Here is a 23,375-nt window from a genome sequence, read left to right on the forward strand (position 1 = left end):
TCGCGCACTACACGTTGATCGCGCGGGCAGCCCGGGCAATGGCAGCCACCACTGCCTCGGCCGCTGGCGAAGGGGTCCTGCCACGCAAGCGAACAATGCCAGTGCTGGACGCCATCGACATCCAGCCTTGAACGTCCAGCCGCACGAATGTGCCGGCTTCCAGTTCCTCGGAGATTGCCGCATCGGTCGCCCCCAGCACGGTATCGGTGCTCAGTGTGACCGTCTTGAGAATGCCATAGTTATCGCATTCCAGCGCGATGGTTGCCTCCTGGCCCACGGGCAATCCGAGCAGGGTCGATAGTTCGGCCTTGGTCGGGCTGAGCGGCTTCGGCACTGCGAGGCCATACGCCGACGCCTCCTGCAGCGTGCACGTTCGTCCGGCCAGCGGATGGCCAGCACGCACGTACAGGTACGGTGGTTGTCCTCCAATCAGATCGATGTCCAGCGAAGCGTCCTCCGGCATGTCGCGGACATCGGCGGCAAAGAACTCGATGCTCTCCGTGCGCAGGCTCTCCAGCAGTTGCATCCAGTTGCCAACCTCCATACGCAGTGCCACCTGCGGATACTGGCGCCGCAACTCTGGCAGCGCGCGCGGCATCAGCGTGGCCGTCAGCAGCGGGCCAACGCCGAATGCGGTGTCGCCCAGCTGACTGTCGCGATACAGATCCACATCACGCTGCAGACAGCGTGCCTCGAACAGCAGCTTGCGCGCTCGCTCGATAAGGAAGGTGCCAGCCGGGGTCGGGCGGACCTCACCCACGTCCCGGTCGAACAGGCGAACGCCCAGATCTCTCTCGATGGCCTGAATGCTGCGGCTGAAGGCCGGCTGGCTCAGGTGTGCGACCTCGGCTGCACGGGCGAAGTGAAGCGTATCGGCAAGGGCCACTACGTGCTCTAGTCGGCGCAAATCCATGGCGTTGCGTTTGGCGCATTGGAAGGATGTTAATTATGCATTGGACGCATTGAGATTGCACTCCTAGGATCCTTCCCACAACACAAGATCATGGCGATAGGAGACACCCCACCGTGAGCCCCCAAATGCAATACCTCCTGATCGGCGCAGCCATCCTCGGCTTTGCATCGATGGAGTTCATCACGCGCAGATACCAGAGCACCGTGCGCGCAACCGCCAACGACACCTGGCTGGAAGTGCTGATGTTCGTCGGCCTGATTGCCATCACGCAGCCCGTTGCGCTGCTGGGCAGCGACGCGCTGTGCAAATGGCTGATTCCCGCGCAGCACAACGCGTGGGCCAGCCTGCCGTGGTGGGCCATGGCGGGCTTGCTGCTGGTTGGCGACGATCTCACGCAATACCTGTGGCACCGCGCTTCGCATACACCGCTGCTTTGGCCGCTGCACCGCGCGCACCACAGCGCGGCATACATGAGCGTGCGCATCACCTACCGCAACAACTTCTTCTACTACCTGATGATGCCGGGGCTGTGGATTGCAGGCGTGGCGGTGTACCTCGGCTTCGGCAAGGTTTATGCGGCTTATCTGGTGGTCAAGCTGACCGTCATCGTGGGCGCGCATTGCGCATGGCCGTGGGACGCGCCGCTGTACCGCATTCGCGCACTGCATCCGCTGATGTGGGTGCTTGAGCGAACGATCTCCACGCCCGCCACGCACTGGGCCCACCATGCGCTCACCAATGAAGACGGCATTGGCCACTACAAGGGCAACTTCGGCAACCTGCTGTTCTTCTGGGATGTGCTGTTTGGCACCGCGCATATCACGCGCAAGTACCCGGAAAAGGTGGGTCTGCAGGACGATGTGCTGTTCGGTGCGGAGCCATGGACTGCACAGATCCTGTATCCGCTGGTCCACTCGAAGCGCGAACATTCCGCGTTGCGTCCGGGCGGTTACGGATTTACCGAAGCCGATGTTCAGGCTGGAACGAGAAATATCACATCGTGATATAAACGCGAACGCATCACAACACGACGCGAAGTGTTCGGCGAGACTGCGCGTCGTGCCTAACAGTTGACATCTATCGCGCGCAAGTCTCGTATCCGAAACCGAGAGAGATCACATCCAGGCTCACACTCGCGCCAGCAGGAACCCCGTCCGCTTTTTAACGGTCATATTCGTATATTGCAGACGGGGGCGCGAAAATGGATCCCATGCAAACGGGGGCAACGGCCCTGTCCGAAGATGAATCACGGCGCCAGTTGCGGCGCGCCGTCATTGCCAGCACCGTGGGTACCACGATCGAGTGGTATGACTTCTTCCTCTACAGCACGGTAACCGGCCTGATATTCGCCAAGCTGTATTTCCCGAAATCCGATCCACTGGTCGGGACGCTTGAAGCGTTCCTGATCTACGCGGTCGGCTTTGTTGCCCGACCGATTGGCGCAGCCATTTTTGGGCACTATGGCGACCGCATCGGCCGCAAGGCCACGCTGGTTGCCACGCTGCTGATGATGGGCCTGGCCACGTTTGCCGTGGCATTCGTGCCTTCCTATGCAACGATCGGGATCTGGGGCGCGGTTGCGCTGACGGTGCTGCGCTTTATCCAGGGCGTTGGCGTTGGCGGCGAATGGGGCGGCTCGGTACTGATGTCGATGGAATGGGCACGCTCCAATGCGAATCGCGGACTGGTTGCCTCATGGCCGCAGTTCGGCGTGCCGGCAGGCCTGTTCCTAGCCAACCTTGCAGTACTGGCGATGAGTTGGCTGACGGGCGATCAGTTCATGACCTGGGGTTGGCGCGTACCGTTCATCCTCAGCATCATACTGGTTGCGATTGGGCTCTATATCCGGTTGAACATTCTTGAGACGCCGGTCTTCGCAAGGCTGCTGGCGGAACACCGGATCGAGAAGACCCCGATGCTCGAGGTCATCAGGCGCCAGCCGAAGGACATCCTGCTTTCCGCGCTTGTCCGCATGGCCGAGCAGGCGCCGTTCTACATCTTCACTGCCTTTGTATTCACCTATGGCGTCATGACGCTTGGCATGTCGCGCGACCTGCTGCTGGTTGCCGTGCTTGCCGCTGCGGTACTTGAGTTCTTCACCATTCCGTACTTCGGTCATCTCTCCGACGTGCTGGGACGGCGGCGCATGTACATCGCGGGTGCGGTGGCGTTGGGGGTGTTCGGCTTCCTTTATTTCGCGATGGTGGACACACGCAACCCGCTGTGGGTATTCGCTGCGATCGTGCTCTCGCTGGTTCCGCACTCAATGATGTACGGGCCGCAGGCGGCGCTGATCGCCGAGTCGTTCACTGGCCGCCTGCGTTATAGCGGCGCGTCGATGGGATACCAGCTTGCCTCGGTGATCGCGGGCGGCCCCGCGCCGCTGATTGCTACCGCGCTGTTCGCGAGGTACCACACCGGGTACGCAATCAGCGTGTATGTGCTGGTGTGCGCCGTGATCAGCGTGTTTGCCGCCGCGATGTTGCGTGACTACACGAATAAGGACATCTCGCGCGAGTACGACGACATGGGCGCCGGGCACCACGCTGTATAAGGCGAGGAAGCGCCTGCGTCCGGCACACGGACGCAGGCCATCGTCAGTGCTTCGGTTCGGTAATGAAGCCTATCCTGTCCAGCCCGGCGTGCTGCGCGGCATCCATGACCCGGGCCACGCGCTCATAGCGCACGTCGCGATCGGCACGCAGATGGAGTTCGGGCTGCGGCCGTAGTTGCGAGGCTTCCGCGATGCGCCGGTCCAGTGTGGCGTCGTCTACCTGCTGCTGGTTCCAGTACACCCGGCCCTGCGCATCGATGGAGACGTTGACGTTCCGCGGCTTGGTGTCGTTGGGCCGGCTGGTTGCGTGCGGAAGATTGATCTTCACCGCGTGGTGGATGACGGGAATCGTGATGATGAAGATGATCAGCAGGACCAGCATGACGTCGACCAGCGGCGTCATGTTGATCTCGCTCATCACCTTGTCATCGTCTTCGTCGAGGGAGCCGAATGCCATGTTTTGCTCCTTGCTGTGTCAGATGACGACGCCTAGATCGGCACTGGATTTTGCCGTGGACGGGCGTACGCGGGCACCCGTCACGAAGTAGGCATGCAGGTCGTGTGCGAAACGGTTGAGCTTGCTGATGACGCCCTTGTTGCCACGGCTCAGTGCGTTGTAGCCAAGCACGGCCGGAATGGCCACGGCAAGGCCGAAGGCGGTCATGATCAGCGCCTCGCCCACGGGGCCGGCCACCTTGTCGATCGTCGGCACGCCTGATGCGCCAATGCCGATCAGCGCGTGATAGATGCCCCAGACGGTACCGAACAGGCCCACGAACGGTGCAGTCGAACCGACTGATGCCAGCACGGCCAGACCCGACTGCATGTTTCCCACGGCCTCGTCGATCGCGCTCCTGAGCGAGCGCGTCAGCCAGTCTGAGATGTCGAGCGCATCCTGAAGTTGCGGCTGGCTTGCGCGATGGTGCTCTGCCGCCTCGCTTCCGGTGATGGCCAGCATGCGGAACGGATTGGCGTCGCTGGCGCCGAGCGTGTCCAGCGCGTGCTCGAAATCGCCGGCATGCCAGAAGTGCTTTTCCGCGCCGTGCGCCATTTTCTTGAGGCGAACCAGATCCCACGCCTTGGTGAGAATCACGATCCACGACAGCAGCGACATGATCAACAGAATGATGGCGGTCGCACGCATGACGAAATCGCCTTGCGACCAGAGATGGGAGAGTCCGATGTCTTGCATGGTGGTTCCCGAGGCAATGTTGCACAGGACCGGCGGGCAGCCAGCGCGCCAGTCCAGCTATCAGGATAGGACGGCCACGCAGGCATGCGGCCCTTCAGTTGTGCTTTGCCATGCATATCGAGGGCTTCGGCACATCGGTCAACTATCCATCGCGACGGTCACGGCCCCGTGGATCAGGCGTAGCTGACGATATCGCCGCGCGCAGCGGCAAGCAGGTTCGCCAGCAAGGCGTCGCCGGACCATGAAGGACGCGAGTCGCTGCGCTCGGCCTGCCGGACAAGCTCGCACAGCCGCTGGTTCACTGGCGCCCTCTGCCCTAGGCGTTGCGCAAGCTTCACCACTTCGCCGTTGATCCAGTCGATCTCGGTCGCACGTCCTGCCGCGAGGTCGTCGGACATTGACGAGCGTGCCAGTGGATCGATCGTCAGCATCGCGCGCCCGAGCCGCGCGAACCACGCATCCGGCACGCCAAGCACGACCGGTATCCATCCGGCCGGAATCGCCGTCAGGCGGGCTGGCTGGATGCCGGCGCGCTTCAGCAGCGCGAGTGCCTCCTTCTGCGCCATGCCAAGGCAGAGGCGGTACGCGCGCTGGGCAAGCTCTTCCTTCAAAGGCCGGTTTGCCAGCGCGTTGACCGCGTTGTTGAGGTTCAGCAGCAGCTTCGCCCATTGCACCGGCAGCATGTCCGCATGCTGGATCAGCGGCAGCCCCGCGTTCTTGAAGTCGTCGACGAATGGCTGCAGTGCCGCCGCGCGCCTGATCTCCAGGTCGCCAGCGGAACCCTGATGAAATGCGCCAGGGCCGCGCTCGACGACATTGAAAGGCACCATTCCTTCCAGCACCGTGTTGTGCGGCAGCCCGGCACGGAGCACATCGGCATTGCCGATGCCATTCTGGAAGCTGACCACGACAGTGTCCGGTCGCAGCACACCTGCCAGTTCCGCCGCGACCGTGGGCGTGGCGGCGGACTTCACGGTGACCAGTACGAGATCGGCCACGGCGGCAGCGGCGGGGTCGGCCGATACGTCGATGCGCTCGGGCGGCACGACCCAGTGGTGTCCGCCAAACTGCGAGAGCGTGATGCCGTGCACGCGCAGCACATCGCTGACGCGCGCACGCGCGATGAAGTTCACGTCGCTGCCGCCGGCCAGAAGCCGCCCGCCCAGATAGCAGCCGATGGAGCCGGCGCCGTAGATACAGATTTTCGCCATGTAGTGTCTCGGGTGTGTTAGTCCGGACGCGTACGGCGCACGCCGGCTGCGCGCAGTGCCGCGATGTCGGGAAGTCCGTCCACCGCCATCAGCAGGTCCGCCTCGGCCAGGATGGATCGGATGACATGGACCACGCCGGCTGTGCCCCCGAGCGCCAGGCCGTAGGCGTAGGGTCTGCCGATGCCGACCACGCTGGCCCCCATCGCAAGCGCCTTGACCACGTCGGTTCCCGATCGAATGCCCGAGTCGAACCAGACCGGCGTGTTGCCACACGCGGCAACCAGCGCGGGAAGCAGATCGATCGACGCGATCCCGCCATTGGCCTGCCGGCCGCCGTGATTGGAGCAGTAGATGGCATCCACGCCCGCGTCGATTGCCCGCCGGGCATCATCGGGATGCTGGATGCCTTTGACGATCAACGGCAGCCTGGTGATCGATCGCAGCCAGCGGAGCTCTTCCAGCGTCACGGTCTGGCCGAAGATGGAAGCCCAGAGCTGTATGGCAGCAGCGGGGTCTTGTTCCGGCGGAACCGCAAGCCTGGCGCGGAAGTGCGGATCGGAGAAGTAGTTGGCCAGCGCCGCGCCGCGCAACTGAGGAAAGTTGCTGTCATTGAGATCCCTCGGGCGCCAGCCGGTCAGCCACGTATCCAGCGTGACGACGATGCCCTTGTAGCCGGCCGCTTCGGCGCGACGGACGAAGCTTGTGGCCAGATCCCGATCTCTCGGCGTGTAGAGCTGGAAGAAAGCATCGCCGTCCCCCAACGCCTGCGCGACAGACTCCAGCGGGTCATTCATCAGCGTGGATGCAATCATCGGCACGCCGGTTGCGGCAGCGGCTTTCGCCGTGGCGATATCGCCGTGGCCATCCTGCGCACAGACGCCGATCACGCCGATCGGCGACAGCATCAGCGGCGACGCGTACCGCTTGCCGAAGACCTCGACCGAGAGATTGCGCTCACGGGAATCAACCAGCATGCGCGGCACGATCCCCCATTCCGCGAACGCTTCCACATTGCGGCGCTGCGTCGATTCGTCCCCGCAGCCGCCTTGCACGTAGCTCAGTACCGACTGCGGCAATGCGGCGGCCGCCCGTTCTTCAAGCTGCTTGAAATCGACAGGCAGACTGGGTCTAATCCCCCGAAGGCCGTTGAGGTAGATCTCGTTTTGGTAGTCTCCGAAGTGACTCATGGTCAACCTTTTTTGTGTTGAGCTGCGGTCGAAAGGGAAGGTGCGGAAGCATGATGGCTGGAATCGCACCAGGACTCTGTCAGAAATCCGACAGGTGAACACGGCAAATCCAATCGGCGAGATAAAAACAAATGAACCCGCTCATCAGTCATCCAGCCTTCCTCTTCATCGTCATGATCGCCGTCATGGGAGCGGCCACCGCGATTGGCGCATCGGTCCTGCGCCGTATCAGGCCGATTCCCGCCGAAGGTCGAGAAGACTTCAGCATTATTCAGGGCGCCACCCTGACGCTGATGGCGCTGCTGATCGGGTTCACGCTGTCCATGGCTGTTGGGCGGTATGACCAGCGCAAGAACCTTGAGGAAGAAGAGGCCAACGCCATCGGCACCGAGTACCTGCGGGCAGATCTGATCGAAGGGCCCGATGCCGAGAAGGTCAAGGCTTTGCTGGTCCGGTACCTGGGCCAGCGCATTCTTTACTACCGCACGGGCGACGAGGCGCAATTGCAGGAGGTTGAAACCGCCACCGCGCAGATCGAAGACGAGATGTGGAACGCGGTCCGGGCGGCGGCGCGCGCAAAGCCAACCCCGATCACAGCGCTCGTGGTGGAAGGCATGAACGATGTCATCAATTCGCAGGGCTACACGGAGGCCGCGTGGCTGAACCGGATACCCGTCTCGGCCTGGGGCCTCATGATCGCCATTGCGTTCTTCAGCAGCCTGATGCAGGGCTATGGGGCACGCTCGGAGCGAGCCAAGGTCTTCGTGATGCTTGTGCTGCCGGTGACCGTGTCGCTGTCACTGGCATTGATTTCCGACATCGACAGCCCGCGTGGCGGCCTGATTCTCGTGCTGCCGCAGAACCTGCACAACCTGGAGACTTCGTTGAAGCGGTAGGCAAGCGCCTCACCTGGGCGCTGCGTTTCCCTTGAAACTGGCGATTTCCGCAGCCGCCATTGCAAATCGTTCGCGGATGATCTCGAACGCGCGGAGCGTGGCGGGTGCCAGTGTACGGTCGCCATGCCGGACGATACCTAGCGTCAGGTCCAGTTCCAGCCCCGGGCTTACAGCAAGCTCGACAATGCTTCTCGCCCTGAGCCCAGGGAGCGCGGACAGGTCTGTCTGCGGAACGATTGCATCGGTCGACTCAACAATCTCGAGCACCGTGCCAACATCATCCGAGATCAGTGCAAACTGGTCCGGTACTGGCGTTGGCAGGCCATAAATCTGTGCAAGTCGTCGGGCCATGGACGGTTCGAAGTGCCCAGGCGCAAGCATCGGATACTGTCGCAACTGGGCGGCATCGACGCTTCTTCCATCTGCCAGTGGATGGCTTTGTCGAGCGTACCAGCCGAACGTGCAGGGATAGATTGGCTCGACCACAAGGCCGTCATGCGCCTCCGCTGCGCGGATATTGCCCACGAAGAAATCGATTCGCTCGGCCAGCAGCGCATCCAGCAGTCGTTCGGAAGTGTCGATGATGCTTCGCAGCCGCAATCCAGGCGATGTGCGCAGCAACTCCGCCAGCATGGGCCGCAGGATGGGCGCGGCAAGGGATGACCCCATACCGGTGGAGAACGTGCCCAAATCTCCGGCCTGCATCAGGCCGAGTGTGCGCATACCTTCTTTTTCGTCGGACAGCATGCGTCGCGCGCGCGGTGCATACGCGGTGGCATAGGCCGTAGGGCGCAATCGCCTGTCGTTCCTGTCGAACAGCGGCACCCCTAGCGCGTCTTCCAGGGCGCGGATGCTACGGGAAAGTGCTGGCTGGCTCAGATGTACCGCATCCGCCGCTGCAGCAAGCGATCCGGTATCCAGAAGAGCAAGAAAGTGACGTAGTTGGCGCGTATTCATGGCGGGGGCAATCCACTTGCATGGAATGCATGTTGATCGGAACTTAGTTGCAATTTACACAAGTCCGCGCAGTCATCAAACTGCAATCCGATCCGCTCCGTCCGCGGACAACCGCAAACAACAGCCATCCTCGCAATGCCATCCGCCATCCAACACAAGCCGCTTCGTCCGGTCGTGGCCGTCATCACTGACCGAATCGAGCTGCACAAGCACCCAGCTTACTCGGCGCTCAATGGCTATGTGCGCGCTGTTTCCGAGGTGGCTGGGGCTCAGCCGCTGCTGCTTCCCGCATGTGCCGGAGCGATCGATGCAGCCACGCTGATCGATACCCTGGACGGCATTGTCCTGACTGGCGGGCCGTCCAACGTTGCCGCCGAGAGATATGGGGCGTCGGCTTTGCCGGAGACAACGATGCAAGACCCTCATCGCGATGAAGTCGTGCTGGGTTTGCTGCCCGCGCTGATTGAAGCGGGGATTCCGGTGCTTGGGGTTTGTCGCGGCTTCCAGGAACTGAATGTCCTCCATGGCGGCACGCTTGAGCGCGCGGTGCACGACCAGCCTGGTCGTCTTGACCATCGGGAAGGCGATCACGACCGCCCGATCCAGCGCTGGTACGACGACAGCCACGAGATTCATATCGTCCCTGGCGGCCTGCTGGCTGAACTTGGCGGTACCTCGGCCATCGTCAACTCACTGCATCACCAGGGCGTCGAGCGGCTGGGCACTGGCCTGCGCGTCGAGGCCACGGCGCCAGATGGACTCGTCGAGGCATTTTCGATTGCCGACGCAGAGCAGTTCACGCTGGCCGTGCAATGGCATCCGGAAATGCGCATTGACGACTGCGCGCTGGCCAAGGCGATCTTCTCCGCCTTTGGACGCGCATGCGCCGAGCGCCGAGCCGTGCGGACGGGCGCTGTCCGTCAGATCCGCGCCGCGTGAAGACACACCAACACCCGATATACAAAGAACCCCGAGGATTCATCGTGCAACCTGAGGCCCGTCATCTCTTTAGTCGAACCTATGCGGAAGCGCGACAGAAGTTTCTGCAGGCCGCTGCCTCGCGCGGCCTCAGTGTCGATTCCCATGAGCTGCCGCTGGCCGGCGCCGACGGAGAGTTGCTTGCGACCGATGTCGTGCTTGACGGCCCGGCGGACGCTTCGAAGCTGGTCATCGTTATCAGCGGCGTGCACGGCGTGGAAGGCTACTGCGGTTCCGCCGTTCAGACTGGTCTGCTAGGCCTTGGTCCCGTGACGGAGCCGGACACGGCGGTCCTGTACGTGCATGCGGTCAACCCACATGGCTTCTCGCACTCGCGACGGGAGACCCAGGAGAACGTCGACCTGAATCGCAACTTCATCGACTTCTCCGCTGCGATGCCTGTCAATGGGCCGTATGCGGCAATCCACGAACTGCTCTTGCCCAGACAGTGGCCGCCCACCGATGACAACGAGCTTGCTCTGTTTGAGGTGCGCCGGGAATGGGGGCCCAAAGGCTTCCAGCGTGCCGTTGCACTGGGGCAATACGAGTTTGACGATGGCATGCATTTTGGCGGACGCGGGCCAACGTGGAGCAACGCCACGTTCCACAAGATTCTCCAGCGCTACGGGCGGCATTGCCAGCATCTGGGTTCCATCGACATCCACACGGGACTGGGGCCGTACAGCGTTGGAGAGCGCATCTTCGCCTGCCTCGACGAGGGAGTTTCGCTGGAGCGCGCTCGCCGCTGGTGGGGCGATGTGACATCCGTCCATGCCGGAACTTCGAACAGCATCCCGATGACCGGGCCGATTCAGTTCGCGCTGTTCGATGAATGCTCGCAGGCCGTGCAAACCAATCTCTGCCTTGAGTTTGGTACGTACCCCACGTCGCAGGTGATTGGTGCAAGCCGCGCCGAACACTGGCTGCATCGCCATGGGTCGTCGGACCCGCTGCAGGCGGCGGCAATCCGGCAAAGCCTCAAGGATGCCTTTTATCCGCAAGCCGACGACTGGCAACAGGCGATCTGGCAGCAAGGCCGGGAGGTGTTCCAGCAGACCGTTAGTGGCCTGCAGGAAGACTGACAGGGTCGAGTTCGTTACCTGGCCATTCAAAATTATTCCAAGGAGACATGATGCACGCTACTAGTCCGGCCTCTGCCCAGACTATCGAGAGTCGCGCGGAAGCTCGCCCAACTATCGGCCGTGCTGCAGTTGCAGCCGCCGTTGCGGGCAATGCGCTCGAGTTCTACGACTTTGTCATCTACGCCTACTTCGCGGTCTATATCGGCCGGGCGTTCTTCCCGGTTGGCGGTGAGTTCGGGAGCCTGCTGCTGGCAGCGGCCACGTTCGGCGTGGGCTTCTTTACCCGCCCGCTTGGCGCCGTGCTGATTGGCGCGCTGGCGGACCGCGCCGGCCGCAAGCCGGCGATGATCCTGACCGTCGTACTGATTACCGTCGGCACGCTTGGCATGGCCGCAACGCCAGGCTATGCATCCATCGGCATCGCCGCGCCCATCATTGTGGTGGCCTGCCGCTTGCTGCAGGGTTTGGCACTTGGCGGAGAAGTGGGCCCGGCCACCGCGCTGCTCGTCGAAGCCGCGCCACCGCATCGGCGCGCACTGTACGCTAGCTGGCAGCTGGCAAGCCAGGGCATCGCCGTGGCTATCGGCGGGCTGCTGGGCGTTGCCGTGTCGATGTTGCTGTCGGCACAGGATCTTGCCGCCTGGGGGTGGCGCATCCCGTTCATCCTGAGCCTTGCGCTTGTGCCGGTGGCGCTGAAGATCCGCCGCAGCCTGCCTGAAACTTTCGAAGACAAAGCCGAGCGCAGCACGTCCGAGGTTGTCGGCGGCGTGATGAAGTCACACAGGCGTTATGTCGTGCTGGGGGTTCTGGTCGTGCTGTCTGTCGCCGTGGCGTCGCAGATTGGCAATTACATGACCACCTACGCCATCCAGACACTGCACCTGCCTGCCACGCTGGCGCAGACCAGTGCACTGGTTGGCGGCGTGATGACGTTCGTGTTTGGCCTGGCTGGCGGCTGGATGAGCGACTGGCGCGGCCGGAAGATCGTGCTGATTGCACCGCGCGTGGCGCTGATGCTGCTGATCGTTCCGATGTTCTGGTGGCTGACGGCGGCGCCTGGTGCCTTCAGCTTCCTTGTTGTCACTGCGGTAATTGCGTCGCTGACAGCCATGACCGCTGCGGCGTCGATCGTCGTCATCCCCGAACTGCTGCCGACCGCCTTTCGCAGCGTTGGCATTTCGCTGGTCTACGCAATTGGCACAACGTTGTTCGGCGGGACCACGCAGTTCGTGGTGACCGGGCTCCTCGCCTGGACGCATAACCCCAACTCACCGGCCTGGTACCTGGCCGGCACCAGCGTGATCAGCCTTGTGGCCATCTGGCTGCTGCCTGAAACACGCGGCACCGACATCTCCGCATAAGGCCTGTCCGCCATCGGGGCGTGAGTTAGCCCCGAAACCCTGATTTGCAAGCAATGCCAATGCTGCGGTTTCCCCGCGGCAGGGGGGCTCCTGCGCGCTTCATTCGGCCAATTTATCGAAATGGCCATGGAGGTGGCTTGCAAGTTCCGAGCAGTTCGCAGTTCCGTGGGTACGAGCCACGCCTGTTTGCGGTGTGAATTTCAAATCGGCACCGGTGGCCTTTTACTGATCAGCTAACAGAAGCAATACAGAAGCAATACAAACTATGAAAAGGTTCCTTTTTGCGACGGCAGCAGTGGGCTTCATCGGATCCGCGCACGCCCAGTCAAGTGTGACGCTCTATGGCGTGGCGGATGCCAACATCGAATACGTGAGCCACCTTGGCTCGCAGCCGCCGACGCCTGCCAACGGCTTCAACGCCGGGCAGGGCGGCAATACCTACCGGCTGACCTCGGGCGGTCTGTCCAGCTCGCGCTGGGGCCTGCGCGGTGTGGAAGACCTCGGCAGCGGTACCAAGGCCGTGTACGTGCTTGAAAGCGGGTTCAGCATCGACAACGGCGTGCAGTCGCAGGGCCGCCTGTTCGGCCGTCAGGCGTACGTTGGCATTGACAGCCGCTATGGTCAGGTTCTGCTCGGGCGGCAATACACGTCGCTGTTCCATATCATGGCCAACTACTCGCCCTCGGCCTACGCGGTTCAGTACGAGCCCGTCGTGGCGTTTGCGGGCGCGAACCTGCGGGAAGACAACACCGCCAAGTACATCGGCAACTTCGGTCCCGTGACGACGATTGCGCACTGGTCGTTCGGCACCGGCGTCGCGCTGCCTGGCACCAGCTCAGGGGCCCCGAGTGTCGGCGGCAACGGTGAAGTTCCGGGCCAGTTCCGTCGCGATTCGGCCTATGGCTTCGGCATGGAATATGCGGCCGGTGCGTTCGGTGCGGCCGTGGCATATGACCAGTACAACCCGAGCCTCAGCTCGGCGGCTGGCGCCTTTGTCGGTACGGGTTCGTTCAAGAAGGCAGCGATTGGTGCCAGCTACACATTTGGCACGCTAGCCAAGGTCATGGGTGGCTATCGTTGGGGCCAGAACAAGGCGCAAGACGGCTCACTGATAGTGCGCGACGACTACTTCTGGGTCGGCGGCAACTATCAGGTCACCCCGGCGCTCGGGCTGACGCTGGAGTACAACTACGACAACGTGAAGAACCTGCTGGGCCAGACGCACCTGGCCAACCCGTGGCAGGTGTCGTTCATCGCCGACTATTCGCTGTCCAAGCGCACCGACCTCTACCTGACCACGGCGTTCTCGAAGAATGCTGGCCTGAATTTCGATACCTCGGCCATCAGCTTCGCCAACGGCTACTTCCTCGCAAGCGGCCAGAGCACGATGCTCGGCGCCGCCGTCGGCATTCGGCACAAGTTCTGATTGCCATCGGGGCCGGCGAGGCGTTTTGCCTGCCGGCTCCTGCGTGGTCTTCGACAGTCGGGACTTTCCACCGGCCATCGTAGTGTTCCCGTCCCCGCCTCCAACCTGCTGCCTGGCAGGCTTCTCGGGGTCACGGGATTCTGAGGGTCTCCGGTGATGATCTTTCCGGAGACCCGTCTTTTCCCGGTTCTCCGAAATATCCGACGAGTGGCGTCGCCCGCCTGCCGAGTTGCGCGGCAACACAGGGTATGGGCTGCGCTTGCCAAGTGATCTCAGCCTATCCTGCCCTTCAAAACATTGCGGCAAGCTCACACAAACGGGAATGCGTTCATGCAATGGCCCTTTTGGCGTTAGCGCAACAGAACCAGAATAGGCCCAGTCCTATACCGAGGGGAGAGCTCGTTTGATAGTGTTGCGAGCGATGGCATGCAAGTCTTTGTTCGGCGGAGGCGCTGGGGTGGCGATATGAAGGCTGGCAGCCACTTCCCTTTCCTTGGATGAAGTATGGGCATGACCAACCGACTCGAGAGCAATGCTTTAGCATTGGCGTCTCGCTCCTCAGCCGGAGTTCCGCGTTGTGGTCGTGCGGCGTGCGTCCTGCCAAGGCTACCCTCCTTCGAAGATCCTTCGCCGGGCATTCTCGATATGGCGGCGCATCGCCATGGACGCCTTCGCGGGCGAGCCCTGTTCGATGGCCTCGATGATCGGCAGATGCTCAGCCTGGAATTCATCGAGCCGGTCGGCATTGCGCGTCTGTCCGAGGTTCTGGGCCAGTTCCATGCATTGGCGAATCGGTGCAAGCGCATGCTCGATCGTCGACACGAAGAAAGGATTCTGGGAGGCGCGGGCGATGGCCATATGCAACTGCAGGTCTTCCTCCACGCCAGAGACATCGGCGTCCAGCGTGCGCTCCAGCGCGGTGTAGGCGGCGCGGATGGCGGCGATGTCCGCATCGGTGCGCATCTGCGCCGAGATTTCGACCATCCCAACCTCCACGCACATGCGGAACGCGTAGTAGCGCTCGATGTCCGCGATGCTTTTGATCTGCGGACCCGCCGATTCGCCACCGAACGGCATGCGCTGGATAAAGCTGCCCGACCCGCGGCGGGACGTCACGATGCCTTCCGACCGCAGGCAGGACAGCGCCTCGCGCACGGTGGTTCGGGATACCGCATAACGACTGGCCAGGTCGGCTTCGGTCGGCAGTTTCTGGTCGGGCGCAAAGTCGCCGCGCAGGATGGCCGCAATTATCGATTTGCAAACCTGCTCGGATAGGCTGGAACTGCTCGATGCTGTCATACGATGTCGTTCGTTTATTGCTTGTGGCGATGCGCTGAAGGGTATTGAATTTGTCACACATTACCATAATGCGCCACTTGCCCGCCGAACGGTGATGTTGTGCGAACGAAACCATAAACATCGAAGCAAAGCGGCGATTTCGCCGCTGACTGAGTAAGGTAAACCCCAGTTCGCCAATCTTCTCGTTGACATTCGAGGCGCGTAGAACGAAAGTTGCCAGACTTAAAAAGCAGTATGTATGACAACTTAGTTGTACGACATCCCATAATCAAGGCGGGTCGTGCACCCAGATTTCAACGGAGTTTTTCAATCGTGACCAAGATTGCAATGAGCGGCGCAGCCGGTCAGCTCGGCACCGTGCTGCGTGCCGCCCTGCCGGCGCGCGGATACCGGCTGCGCTCGGCAGGTGGCTCGAAGTTGCCGGTCCCGCTCTGCGACGACGAGGAGGTGATGCATGGCGACCTGCGCGACCCAGCCGTGGTTGACCGCCTCCTGCACGGTGTGGATGTCCTCATCCACATGGCTGGCACCAGCGTCGAGCGCCCGCTACCCGAGATCATCGAGAACAACCTGCGCGCGCTTTACGAAGTCTATGAGGGTGCGCGCCGCAACGGCGTGCGTCGCGTGGTGTTCGCGAGTTCCAACCATGCAATCGGCATGTATCCGGTGGACGCGCGGCTCGCTACCGACTGCGAGTTCCGCCCGGACGGCTTCTATGGCCTGAGCAAGATGTGGGGCGAAGGGCTGGCACGCCTCTACTGGGACAAGCACGGCATCGAATCGGTCTGCATCCGCATCGGCAGTTGCGTGGCAAGGCCGGCGGAACCGCGCCACCTGGCCACATGGCTGGGTCACGAAGACCTGCTGCATCTGATCGAGCAGAGCATTACGGTGCCCGATCTCGGCTTCATGGTGGTGTGGGGCGTTTCCGCCAACACGCGCAGCTACTGGGATAACAGCGGCGCCGCGCGACTTGGTTACCGGCCGAATCAGAACGCCGAGGGCTATGCGGCGGAAATCCTTTCCAGGCCCGACCCGCTCGACGCCATCGCCCGTCAGTACCAGGGCGGCGGGTTTGCCAGCATCGATTTCACCCCGCCGGCGCAGCGCCTGGGCGGATCGGACCGCTGAAGGTCCCAACCCACGTGTGGTTTGGCGCTTCATGCGCACCACCTGCAACAACAGCAAGCGGCACTGCGAGTTGCCGCATTTCCATAACAACATGGAGGAGAGATGAAACGCATCAAGGGCATGCGCTGGTGGATGGTCAGCCTGGTAACGATGGGGCTGATCGTCAACTACCTGGCGCGCAATACGTTGTCCGTGGCCGCCCCGACCATGATGTCGGAGTTGCATATTTCCACGCAGCAGTACTCCTACATCGTCGTGGCATGGCAGGTCTGCTACGCGATGATGCAGCCGATCGCCGGCCTGGTGCTGGATGCCGTCGGCACCAAGCTCGGTTTCGGCATCTTTGCGCTGGCGTGGTCGCTGGCGTGCGCCGCCGCCGCCCTTGCAACGGGTTGGCAAGGCATGGCGTTCTTCCGTGGCCTGCTCGGGCTCACGGAAGCGGCCGGCATCCCCGGCGGCGTGAAGGCAACGACTGAATGGTTTCCGGCCAAGGAACGTTCGGTCGCCATCGGCTGGTTCAATATCGGCTCGTCGATCGGTGCGCTGTGCGCCCCGCCGCTGGTCGTCTGGACGATCCTGCACGGCGGCTGGCAACTGTCGTTTGTCGTGGTCGGCGTGCTCGGTGTGGTCTGGACCGCGCTGTGGGCAATCTTCTACAAGCATCCGAAACAGCAGACGCGCCTGTCCGACGACGAGCGCCAGTACATCCTGGCTGGCCAGGAGGCGCTGCACAAGGACAGCAACGCGGCCAAGGCAAGCTGGCTGCAGATCATCCGCGGCCGCAACTTCTGGTCGATTGCGATTCCGCGCTTCCTGTCCGAGCCCGCCTGGCAGACCTTCAACGCCTGGATCCCGCTGTACATGGCTACCGAACGCCATATGAACATCAAGGAGATCGCGATGTTCGCGTGGCTGCCGTTTCTGGCCGCCGATATCGGTTGCGTGCTGGGCGGCTACATGAGCCCCTGGTTCCACAAGCACCTGAAGGTGTCGCTGTTCACGTCGCGCAAGCTGGTCATGCTCGTAGGCTGCCTGTCGATGATCGGCCCGGCCTGTGTCGGATTGGTCGACAGCCCGTATGCGGCGATCGCGCTGCTGTGCGTTGGCGGCTTCGCTCACCAGACGCTGTCCGGCGCGCTCTACTCAATCACTTCCGATGTGTTCGGCAAGAATGAAGTGGCAACGGCCACGGGCCTGGCCGGCATGACCGGCTACCTGGGCGCCACGCTCTTCACGCTGCTGTTCGGCATTGCCGTGACACGTGTTGGCTACAGCCCTCTGTTTGTCGTATTGGCCGTGTTCGACCTGATCGCCGCCGCAGTCGTCTTCCTGATGGCGCGCGAGAAAGTCGCGAGCCCCACTTTGCCAGCGGACGTTCAAAACACCGCGCTCGGCTCCTGATTCACGAATAGCGCCCCCATTGACGCTGACGCGCCGCCCATTCGGCGGCGCGCAGGGACCGTTCGCCCTTGCGCATGAGAAGCCCGGGCGGAATGAATATTTTTGGCTTACGAGTACGGGAAAGTAGAAATGAAAAAATTATCACGTGGCCTTCCAAGGCTGGTGCCTTTGGCGGGTGTGATCCTGGTCTGCATGTCTCAGAATGCATTTGCAGACTTCACGCTTGGTGAGACGACGGTCGGCGGCATGCCGGTCGAGGCGCGGCTGTATGGCTTCATCAATGGCGAGATCGAGAACGTCAAGGCACTGGGCGGTGCAACACCCTACAACTCTCGCGGCCGCGTCACCGACGGCAACTCGCGCATCGGCTTTGCCGGCAGCATCGGCGTTACCCCGGATGTGAAGGGTATCTGGCAAATCGAGGCCAGCCTGAACAGCTTTGACCAGGGCGGTGTCAACGACCAGAACCAGCAGTTTTCGCTCAGTTCACGCAACACGTTTGTCGGTGTTCGCAGCGAGAAGTTCGGACAAGCGGTCATTGGCAACAACGACTCGGTGTACCGCAGCCTCGTGGGCTCCGGTGGTGCGCTGGGCGGCAACCTCGGCCTGACGGTCTACGGTCTCGACGTCTGGAACAACACGTCGGCGCAGATGACTGGCAATCCGAACAGCCTCTTCAGCCGTGGCGAAGCGCGATACAAGAACTCGGTGCACTACCTTTCGCCGGAGTGGAAGGGCCTGCAAGCCGGGGCATCGTACAGCTTTGACGAAGCGCAGACCAACAACGTCAACCATGGCCGGTACTCCTTCGGCTTGAAGTACCACATTGGCGAGTTCGCTGTCGGCGCCGGCTACGACTATCAGAGCAATACCGGTGTGGACACCGCCGCGCTGGCACAGGGGATGGGCTTCCGCACGACGTCCGTCAGTGGCCAGTCAACTTCGTTCGCGAAGATTCTGGCGACCTACAAGTTCCCCACCAAGACTACCGTTGGTGCCGGCTATGAATATGGCAGCTACGGCTTCACGCAGTTCGTCCCTCCGTCGGGCGGAAACTTTGTTGCCAGCACGATCAACGGCAGCATGAAGCAGGGCTCCGTAATGGTTTCGGTGGCACAGGAAATCACGCCGAAGATTGCCATCATGGCTTCCTACGGCAAGCTCGGCAACCTGAGCAACCCCACGGTTGGCAATCCCGGTGATTACAGCGCACGTCAGTTCTCGATCGGTGCTACGTACAAGGTCAATGAGATCTTCATGCCCTACGTGTACTACACGAAGATCAGCAACAGCTCGGGGCAAAACGTGAACCTCGGGCAGGCACCACTGTTCAGCAACAACAGCGGCACAAGCAATGCATTCCTGGCGCCGGGCAACAGCCCGCAGGCCTTCGGCATTGGCCTGATCGCACGCTTCTGAAGCCAACCAACAACGGAAATCCCGGAACAGATCTCGTCAGGCTGCGGCTGATCTATCGACGGCCGTTGTCCGATTCGGTCTGACCCAACCCATATCTCGGCAGCGCCCGCATACGTTGGTGGCGTTCCGTCCTGGAGAATAGAAATGAAAGTACAAACAGGGGTGCTCGAAAGGTGCTTGAAAGGCCTGGGCCTTTCATTAGCCCTGGTTGCCGCCTCGGCAACGATGGTCGCCTGTGGCGGCGGCGGATCGGATTCCAACGCCGTATCAGTGCCCAATGGCCCCATTTTCCAGGTCGGCACCGCCGCGTATGACAGCAATCTGCCCCCCGAGCCGAGCCTCCCGTCCGACACCCAGGTTTGCGCCACGCTCGAGGCAAGCAACAACCTGGTGAGCCGTCCGGATGGTTCGCTTCCCCCGGAGGCAGACCCTTCCGCCAAGCCGGTCGCAACCGCTACGGCGAACCCCGATCAGGCCCGCATCCAGGCCGCACTGGACGCCTGCGGCGCCTCGGTAGACGCAGAAGTCGGGGCGACCATTGCATCGGCCGACGCATCGGCGACTGCTGCACAGAAGGCGGCCAACGTTCCGAACGTCAATATCGCCGGCGTTTCCGGGGAAGAACTGGCCAAGCCGCAGTACAAGGCCAGCAAGTTCGCTGTGCGACTGGTGGTCAACAGCACCGGGCTTGGGAACGGCTTCATCACCGGCCCGCTTGTCCTGCCGTCCGGCGTGACGCTGTGGATCGACAAGGGCGTCACGCTTTATGCCACACGCGATGTCATGGCCTATTCGCCGAACAAGGCCGGGCCATATTGTGGAAATACCATGGTGCCGAACGGCTCGACGCTCAAGGCCGGCAGCTCCTCGAACTGCGCGGCACTGATCACCGGTACCAATGTGGTGAACTCGGGCGTGGTAGGGGATGGCCGTATCGATAGCCGAGCCTATGCGGAACTGGTCTCGCACGACGTAAAGTATCCATTGATGCGGGTCGACATGACGTGCTCGAACACCTATGCGTCGTATAACCAGGCGACCGAAGCGCAGGCCGCAGACGGCACGCCTTGCGACAACGGCGGCACCGTGGTCGATTCGAAATCGGGTGCGCGAAACATGACGTGGTGGGATCTTGCCTGGCTTGGAAACATGGTGCAGAACGGCGCCACCGGCACGGCCTCGCAGTCGAACTTCCGCATGATGGTGTTCAACTACGCCAAGAACCTGACGCTGTACCGAATCACGCTGAACAACAGCGCGAACTTCCACGTGGTTCCCAGTGGCGTCGACGGCATGACTGTCTGGGGCGTGAAGGTACAGACCCCGAGCCTGGCGGCGTTTGCGAACCCGGCTGGCAACGGAAACCCGCTCTACACGGGCCAAACCTTCAACGCGACCAACGTCAAGAATACCGACGCGTTTGATCCGGGCTCTTCATCCAAGGCTATCTCGGGCAAGCTGTCTACCGGCAGCACCACGACTTCCGCTGGTTCGATCTCCTTTGATGGCTATCTGAAGAACTTCGTGTTTGCCTACAACTACGTGAGCACGGGAGATGACGATATTGCATTCAAGGGCAGCAACAATCCAACGCCCGCCGGTTCCGGTCTGTTTGCAGTCGATGGTAACCGCGATGTTCGCTCCGATCGCAAGTGGGGCATGATCGTTGCCCATAACCATATCTACTGGGGCCACGGCATTTCGGTCGGCAGCGAGACCAATGCCGGTGTGACGAACGTGCAGGTCTATGACAATGCCTTCGATGGTTCCGAGGAAGGGTTGCGCATCAAGACGGACTACGCACGTGGCGGCGAGGTCAGCAACATCAACTACACGAACATCTGCATCCGCAATGTCTCGATGAACGCCCTTCTGTTCACGCCGTACTACAGCACCAAGGCGGTGCCGGTGTCGGGCGGCGTTGCGACTCCGCTTTACCCGAACTTCCATGACATCACCTTGAACAACGTGAAGATCATGGGTAGTGCAGGCGTGACCCTGCAGGGTTTCGCGGCAAACACTGGCGGCTATGGCGAACCTGGCCACCCGCTGACCATGTCGCTGACCAACGTGGTAACGGATACGCCGAATGGCATCACGCTCACGTCGTCAGATGCCAATCTGACGATCCGCGGTGTGAACCTGCCGATCTTCCCGTCCCCCGCCAACAACGTGGTGGTGAACGGTACGGCAACCCAGGCCGTCGACCTCAATAACGCGGTGGATTGCAGCCAGGCTTTCGTGGATTTCCCGGCGATCGGGCAGTCCAACCTGTTTGGCTCTACCTGGGCTTCGCAGTAAATCAGGCGATGGAGGGGTTCCCGTGGGCATGCCCTTCGGGAACTTCTCCTGCACTGAATCTGAATCTCACGCAATCAGAGTTGAGTCGGCGGACCGGCATCTGCCCGGCCTGAAAGAGCGGACAACACGATCTTCAATCGGCCCCACCGCCTGACTCAGCGTACACATTCGACGCAGGCATACCGCGTGCGGCCGAGCCAGGCCCTGCCCTGAAGCGAGCCTGCGAGCGGTCAAATCATTTCTAACAACACAGCAGGTCGAGGAGACTTTTCCATGCAACATTCATCTGTTGCCAGGATCGGGCGCGCCAATATTCGGCTGATCGCTATTGCCACGAGCCTGACGTTGGGCGCTTGTGGTGGTGGCGCCGATAGCGGCAACACGAGCGCCACGCTCGCGTCGCCGCCAGTGGCTGCCAATCCTGGTCCAAGCTCAAGTCCGAGCTCAAACTCGTTGTGGCCCGCCGCCGCGCTTTCCGATCCGGCCGTGCAGGGCAAGGAGCCTTCCCTTCCGAGTACGGTCTGTGCAACGCTGAGCGCGACGCTGACCAGGAACAGTGGTGGCCTGCTCGACGCCGCGGTAGATGCGCCGCCGGCGAGCTCGCAGCCGGACACTGCTCGGATCCAGGCCGCCATCACGGCCTGCCCCGCCGGGCAGGCCGTCAAGTTGGTCACCGGCAGCCACGGGGAGAATGCGTTCCTGTCCGGCCCGATCACACTTTCGGGCGCGGTCACGCTATGGGTCGACAGCGGCGTCACGCTCTTTGGCTCGCGCAGCCCGACTGACTATCAGATTTCCGGCAAGAACACCTGCGGCGGGACAGCAAGCAGCGACAATGGCTGCAACGCCTTGATCACGACCACGCCGAACAATAACGGCGTGGTTGGCGATGGCGTCATTGATGGACGTGGCGGCGCGGTATTGACCTCCGGCCCGTACGCCAACAAGCTGACCTGGTGGGATGTGGGTGCCCTGACCAAGACCATGAATGGGGTCAGCCAGAACAATCCGCGGCTGATTCAGGTGAACAACGGAAGCAACTTCAGCCTGTACCGCATCACGCTGCAGAATTCGCCGAAGTTCCACGTGGTCACAAGCGGCGTCAATGGCATCACGGTATGGGGCACCAAGCTGCTCTCTCCTTCGCTTGAGTATTCGGTCGCTGGCTACAAGTGCGCGCCGAACACCATGCCGGTGGTCTCGGGCACGGCAAATACCACCACGCCAAGTACCTGCTTCACCCCCGCCACCATCAAGAACACTGATGGCATCGACCCTGGCCAGTCGCAGAACGTGTTGATCGCATTCAACCATATCAACAACGGTGATGACGGCATCGCCATCAAGTCGCACAGCAGCACGACCGGGCCGGTCGCGAACGTGCAGATCCTGCATAACCGCTTCTATTTCAGCCATGGCATGTCCCTTGGCAGTGAAACGGACAGTGGCATGAATGGCATCACGATCCGCGATCTGACCATCGACGGCTTCGACATGAACGCCACCAGCGGATTCCGCATCAAGACCGATGACAGCCGCGGCGGCGAAGTGAAGAACGTCACGGTGGATGGAATGTGCGCGCGCCGCGTTCAGCAACCGATCGCGGTAGACCCTTACTACGGGGATGCGTCGGGTTCGGCTAACGCGCTCTATCCGAATATCCACGACATCACGATCAGGAACTTCCGCTACACCGACGTACCCGGCTCGATCTATGACGGTGCCAGTGCATTGCTGCTGTTCCGTGGCTACCAGTCGCAATCTCAATTCAACTACCTCTACAACATCACTCTGGACAACGTGGTGTTCGACTCGCTGCCGGGCTGGGTAACCACAAGCCTTCCCTACCCAATCCCTTCCTATGCAGAGCTGACGATGGGGCCAGGCCCGGTTTCTTTCGCCAGCGTACTACTTGCTGCAAAGAACATGAACCACGTCAGCGTTTTCGACAACAGGGCCACGTCGCCGGCGGCCTATGACTGCAGCAGTGCGTTTGTCGACTTCCCTGCGACGAACGCGCCCATGTCAGTCCACTAAAAACAGATTCACTGCATCTGAAGGAGAGAA

At 61.8% G+C, this 23,375-nt stretch carries 19 protein-coding genes; 12 read left to right on the forward strand and 7 right to left on the reverse strand.

Annotated features, from left to right (window positions below; translation table 11 throughout):
* Window positions 1-7: 7 nt before the first annotated feature.
* Complete coding sequence (locus tag B552_RS0115850; protein ID WP_026035707.1) at window positions 8-913, reverse strand: LysR family transcriptional regulator; 906 nt, start codon at window positions 911-913, stop codon at window positions 8-10.
* Window positions 914-1,026: 113 nt separating this feature from the next.
* Here B552_RS0115850 and B552_RS0115855 point away from each other — a divergent pair, with 113 nt between their 5' ends.
* Both B552_RS0115855 and B552_RS0115860 read left to right on the forward strand, forming a co-directional pair.
* Window positions 1,027-1,917, forward strand: a complete 891-nt coding sequence (locus B552_RS0115855) for a sterol desaturase family protein (protein ID WP_026035708.1) — start codon at window positions 1,027-1,029, stop codon at window positions 1,915-1,917.
* A gap of 197 nt (window positions 1,918-2,114) precedes the next feature.
* Complete coding sequence (locus tag B552_RS0115860) at window positions 2,115-3,467, forward strand: MFS transporter (RefSeq protein ID WP_019450022.1); 1,353 nt, start codon at window positions 2,115-2,117, stop codon at window positions 3,465-3,467.
* Between the two features lie 43 nt (window positions 3,468-3,510).
* Here B552_RS0115860 and B552_RS0115865 read toward each other — a convergent pair whose 3' ends face one another.
* From B552_RS0115865 to B552_RS0115880, 4 genes are all read right to left on the reverse strand, one after another.
* Window positions 3,511-3,924, reverse strand: coding sequence for a biopolymer transporter ExbD (locus B552_RS0115865; protein ID WP_019450023.1), 414 nt, complete (start codon window positions 3,922-3,924; stop codon window positions 3,511-3,513).
* 18 nt (window positions 3,925-3,942) lie between these two features.
* Complete coding sequence (locus B552_RS0115870; protein WP_019450024.1) at window positions 3,943-4,659, reverse strand: MotA/TolQ/ExbB proton channel family protein; 717 nt, start codon at window positions 4,657-4,659, stop codon at window positions 3,943-3,945.
* Between the two features lie 173 nt (window positions 4,660-4,832).
* Entirely contained in the window at window positions 4,833-5,870 is a 1,038-nt protein-coding gene (locus tag B552_RS0115875; protein WP_019450025.1) for a 2-dehydropantoate 2-reductase, read from the reverse strand.
* 17 nt (window positions 5,871-5,887) lie between these two features.
* Complete coding sequence (locus B552_RS0115880) at window positions 5,888-7,057, reverse strand: alpha-hydroxy-acid oxidizing protein (protein ID WP_019450026.1); 1,170 nt, start codon at window positions 7,055-7,057, stop codon at window positions 5,888-5,890.
* Window positions 7,058-7,188: 131 nt separating this feature from the next.
* On the opposite strand from B552_RS0115880, the gene B552_RS0115885 reads away from it, so the two are divergent.
* Window positions 7,189-7,953, forward strand: a complete 765-nt coding sequence (locus B552_RS0115885) for a hypothetical protein (RefSeq protein WP_019450027.1) — start codon at window positions 7,189-7,191, stop codon at window positions 7,951-7,953.
* Between the two features lie 9 nt (window positions 7,954-7,962).
* On the opposite strand, the gene B552_RS0115890 is transcribed toward B552_RS0115885, so the two are convergent.
* Complete coding sequence (locus B552_RS0115890) at window positions 7,963-8,910, reverse strand: LysR family transcriptional regulator (protein ID WP_026035709.1); 948 nt, start codon at window positions 8,908-8,910, stop codon at window positions 7,963-7,965.
* Between the two features lie 135 nt (window positions 8,911-9,045).
* On the opposite strand from B552_RS0115890, the gene B552_RS0115895 reads away from it, so the two are divergent.
* From B552_RS0115895 to B552_RS0115910, 4 genes are all read left to right on the forward strand, one after another.
* Window positions 9,046-9,849 carry a gamma-glutamyl-gamma-aminobutyrate hydrolase family protein gene (locus tag B552_RS0115895; RefSeq protein ID WP_019450029.1) on the forward strand — a complete coding sequence of 268 codons (804 nt, stop codon included), beginning with the start codon at window positions 9,046-9,048 and terminating at the stop codon, window positions 9,847-9,849.
* 44 nt (window positions 9,850-9,893) lie between these two features.
* Window positions 9,894-10,970, forward strand: a complete 1,077-nt coding sequence (locus B552_RS0115900; RefSeq protein ID WP_237718228.1) for a M14 family metallopeptidase — start codon at window positions 9,894-9,896, stop codon at window positions 10,968-10,970.
* Between the two features lie 47 nt (window positions 10,971-11,017).
* Entirely contained in the window at window positions 11,018-12,331 is a 1,314-nt protein-coding gene (locus B552_RS0115905; protein WP_019450031.1) for an MFS transporter, read from the forward strand.
* 265 nt (window positions 12,332-12,596) lie between these two features.
* A complete protein-coding gene (locus B552_RS0115910) occupies window positions 12,597-13,757 on the forward strand; it encodes a porin (RefSeq protein ID WP_019450032.1) in 1,161 nt (386 codons plus the stop codon).
* Between the two features lie 606 nt (window positions 13,758-14,363).
* On the opposite strand, the gene B552_RS0115915 is transcribed toward B552_RS0115910, so the two are convergent.
* A complete protein-coding gene (locus tag B552_RS0115915; RefSeq protein WP_019450033.1) occupies window positions 14,364-15,056 on the reverse strand; it encodes a FadR/GntR family transcriptional regulator in 693 nt (230 codons plus the stop codon).
* Window positions 15,057-15,368: 312 nt separating this feature from the next.
* Here B552_RS0115915 and B552_RS0115920 point away from each other — a divergent pair, with 312 nt between their 5' ends.
* From B552_RS0115920 to B552_RS27540, 5 genes are all read left to right on the forward strand, one after another.
* Complete coding sequence (locus B552_RS0115920) at window positions 15,369-16,187, forward strand: NAD(P)-dependent oxidoreductase (protein WP_019450034.1); 819 nt, start codon at window positions 15,369-15,371, stop codon at window positions 16,185-16,187.
* Window positions 16,188-16,289: 102 nt separating this feature from the next.
* On the forward strand, window positions 16,290-17,588 hold the full coding sequence (locus B552_RS0115925) for an MFS transporter (RefSeq protein WP_019450035.1): 1,299 nt from the start codon (window positions 16,290-16,292) through the stop codon (window positions 17,586-17,588).
* Between the two features lie 129 nt (window positions 17,589-17,717).
* Window positions 17,718-19,007 carry a porin gene (locus tag B552_RS0115930; protein ID WP_083860300.1) on the forward strand — a complete coding sequence of 430 codons (1,290 nt, stop codon included), beginning with the start codon at window positions 17,718-17,720 and terminating at the stop codon, window positions 19,005-19,007.
* A 144-nt stretch (window positions 19,008-19,151) separates the two neighbouring features.
* The gene (locus B552_RS0115935) at window positions 19,152-21,308 is read left to right on the forward strand and encodes a glycosyl hydrolase family 28 protein (RefSeq protein ID WP_051003571.1); all 2,157 of its coding nucleotides are present in this window, start codon (window positions 19,152-19,154) and stop codon (window positions 21,306-21,308) included.
* Between the two features lie 486 nt (window positions 21,309-21,794).
* A complete protein-coding gene (locus tag B552_RS27540) occupies window positions 21,795-23,345 on the forward strand; it encodes a glycosyl hydrolase family 28 protein (protein ID WP_157160267.1) in 1,551 nt (516 codons plus the stop codon).
* Window positions 23,346-23,375 lie beyond the last annotated feature (30 nt).

Origin of the sequence: Cupriavidus sp. BIS7 (assembly GCF_000292345.1) — a bacterium.
Lineage (GTDB): Bacteria > Pseudomonadota > Gammaproteobacteria > Burkholderiales > Burkholderiaceae > Cupriavidus.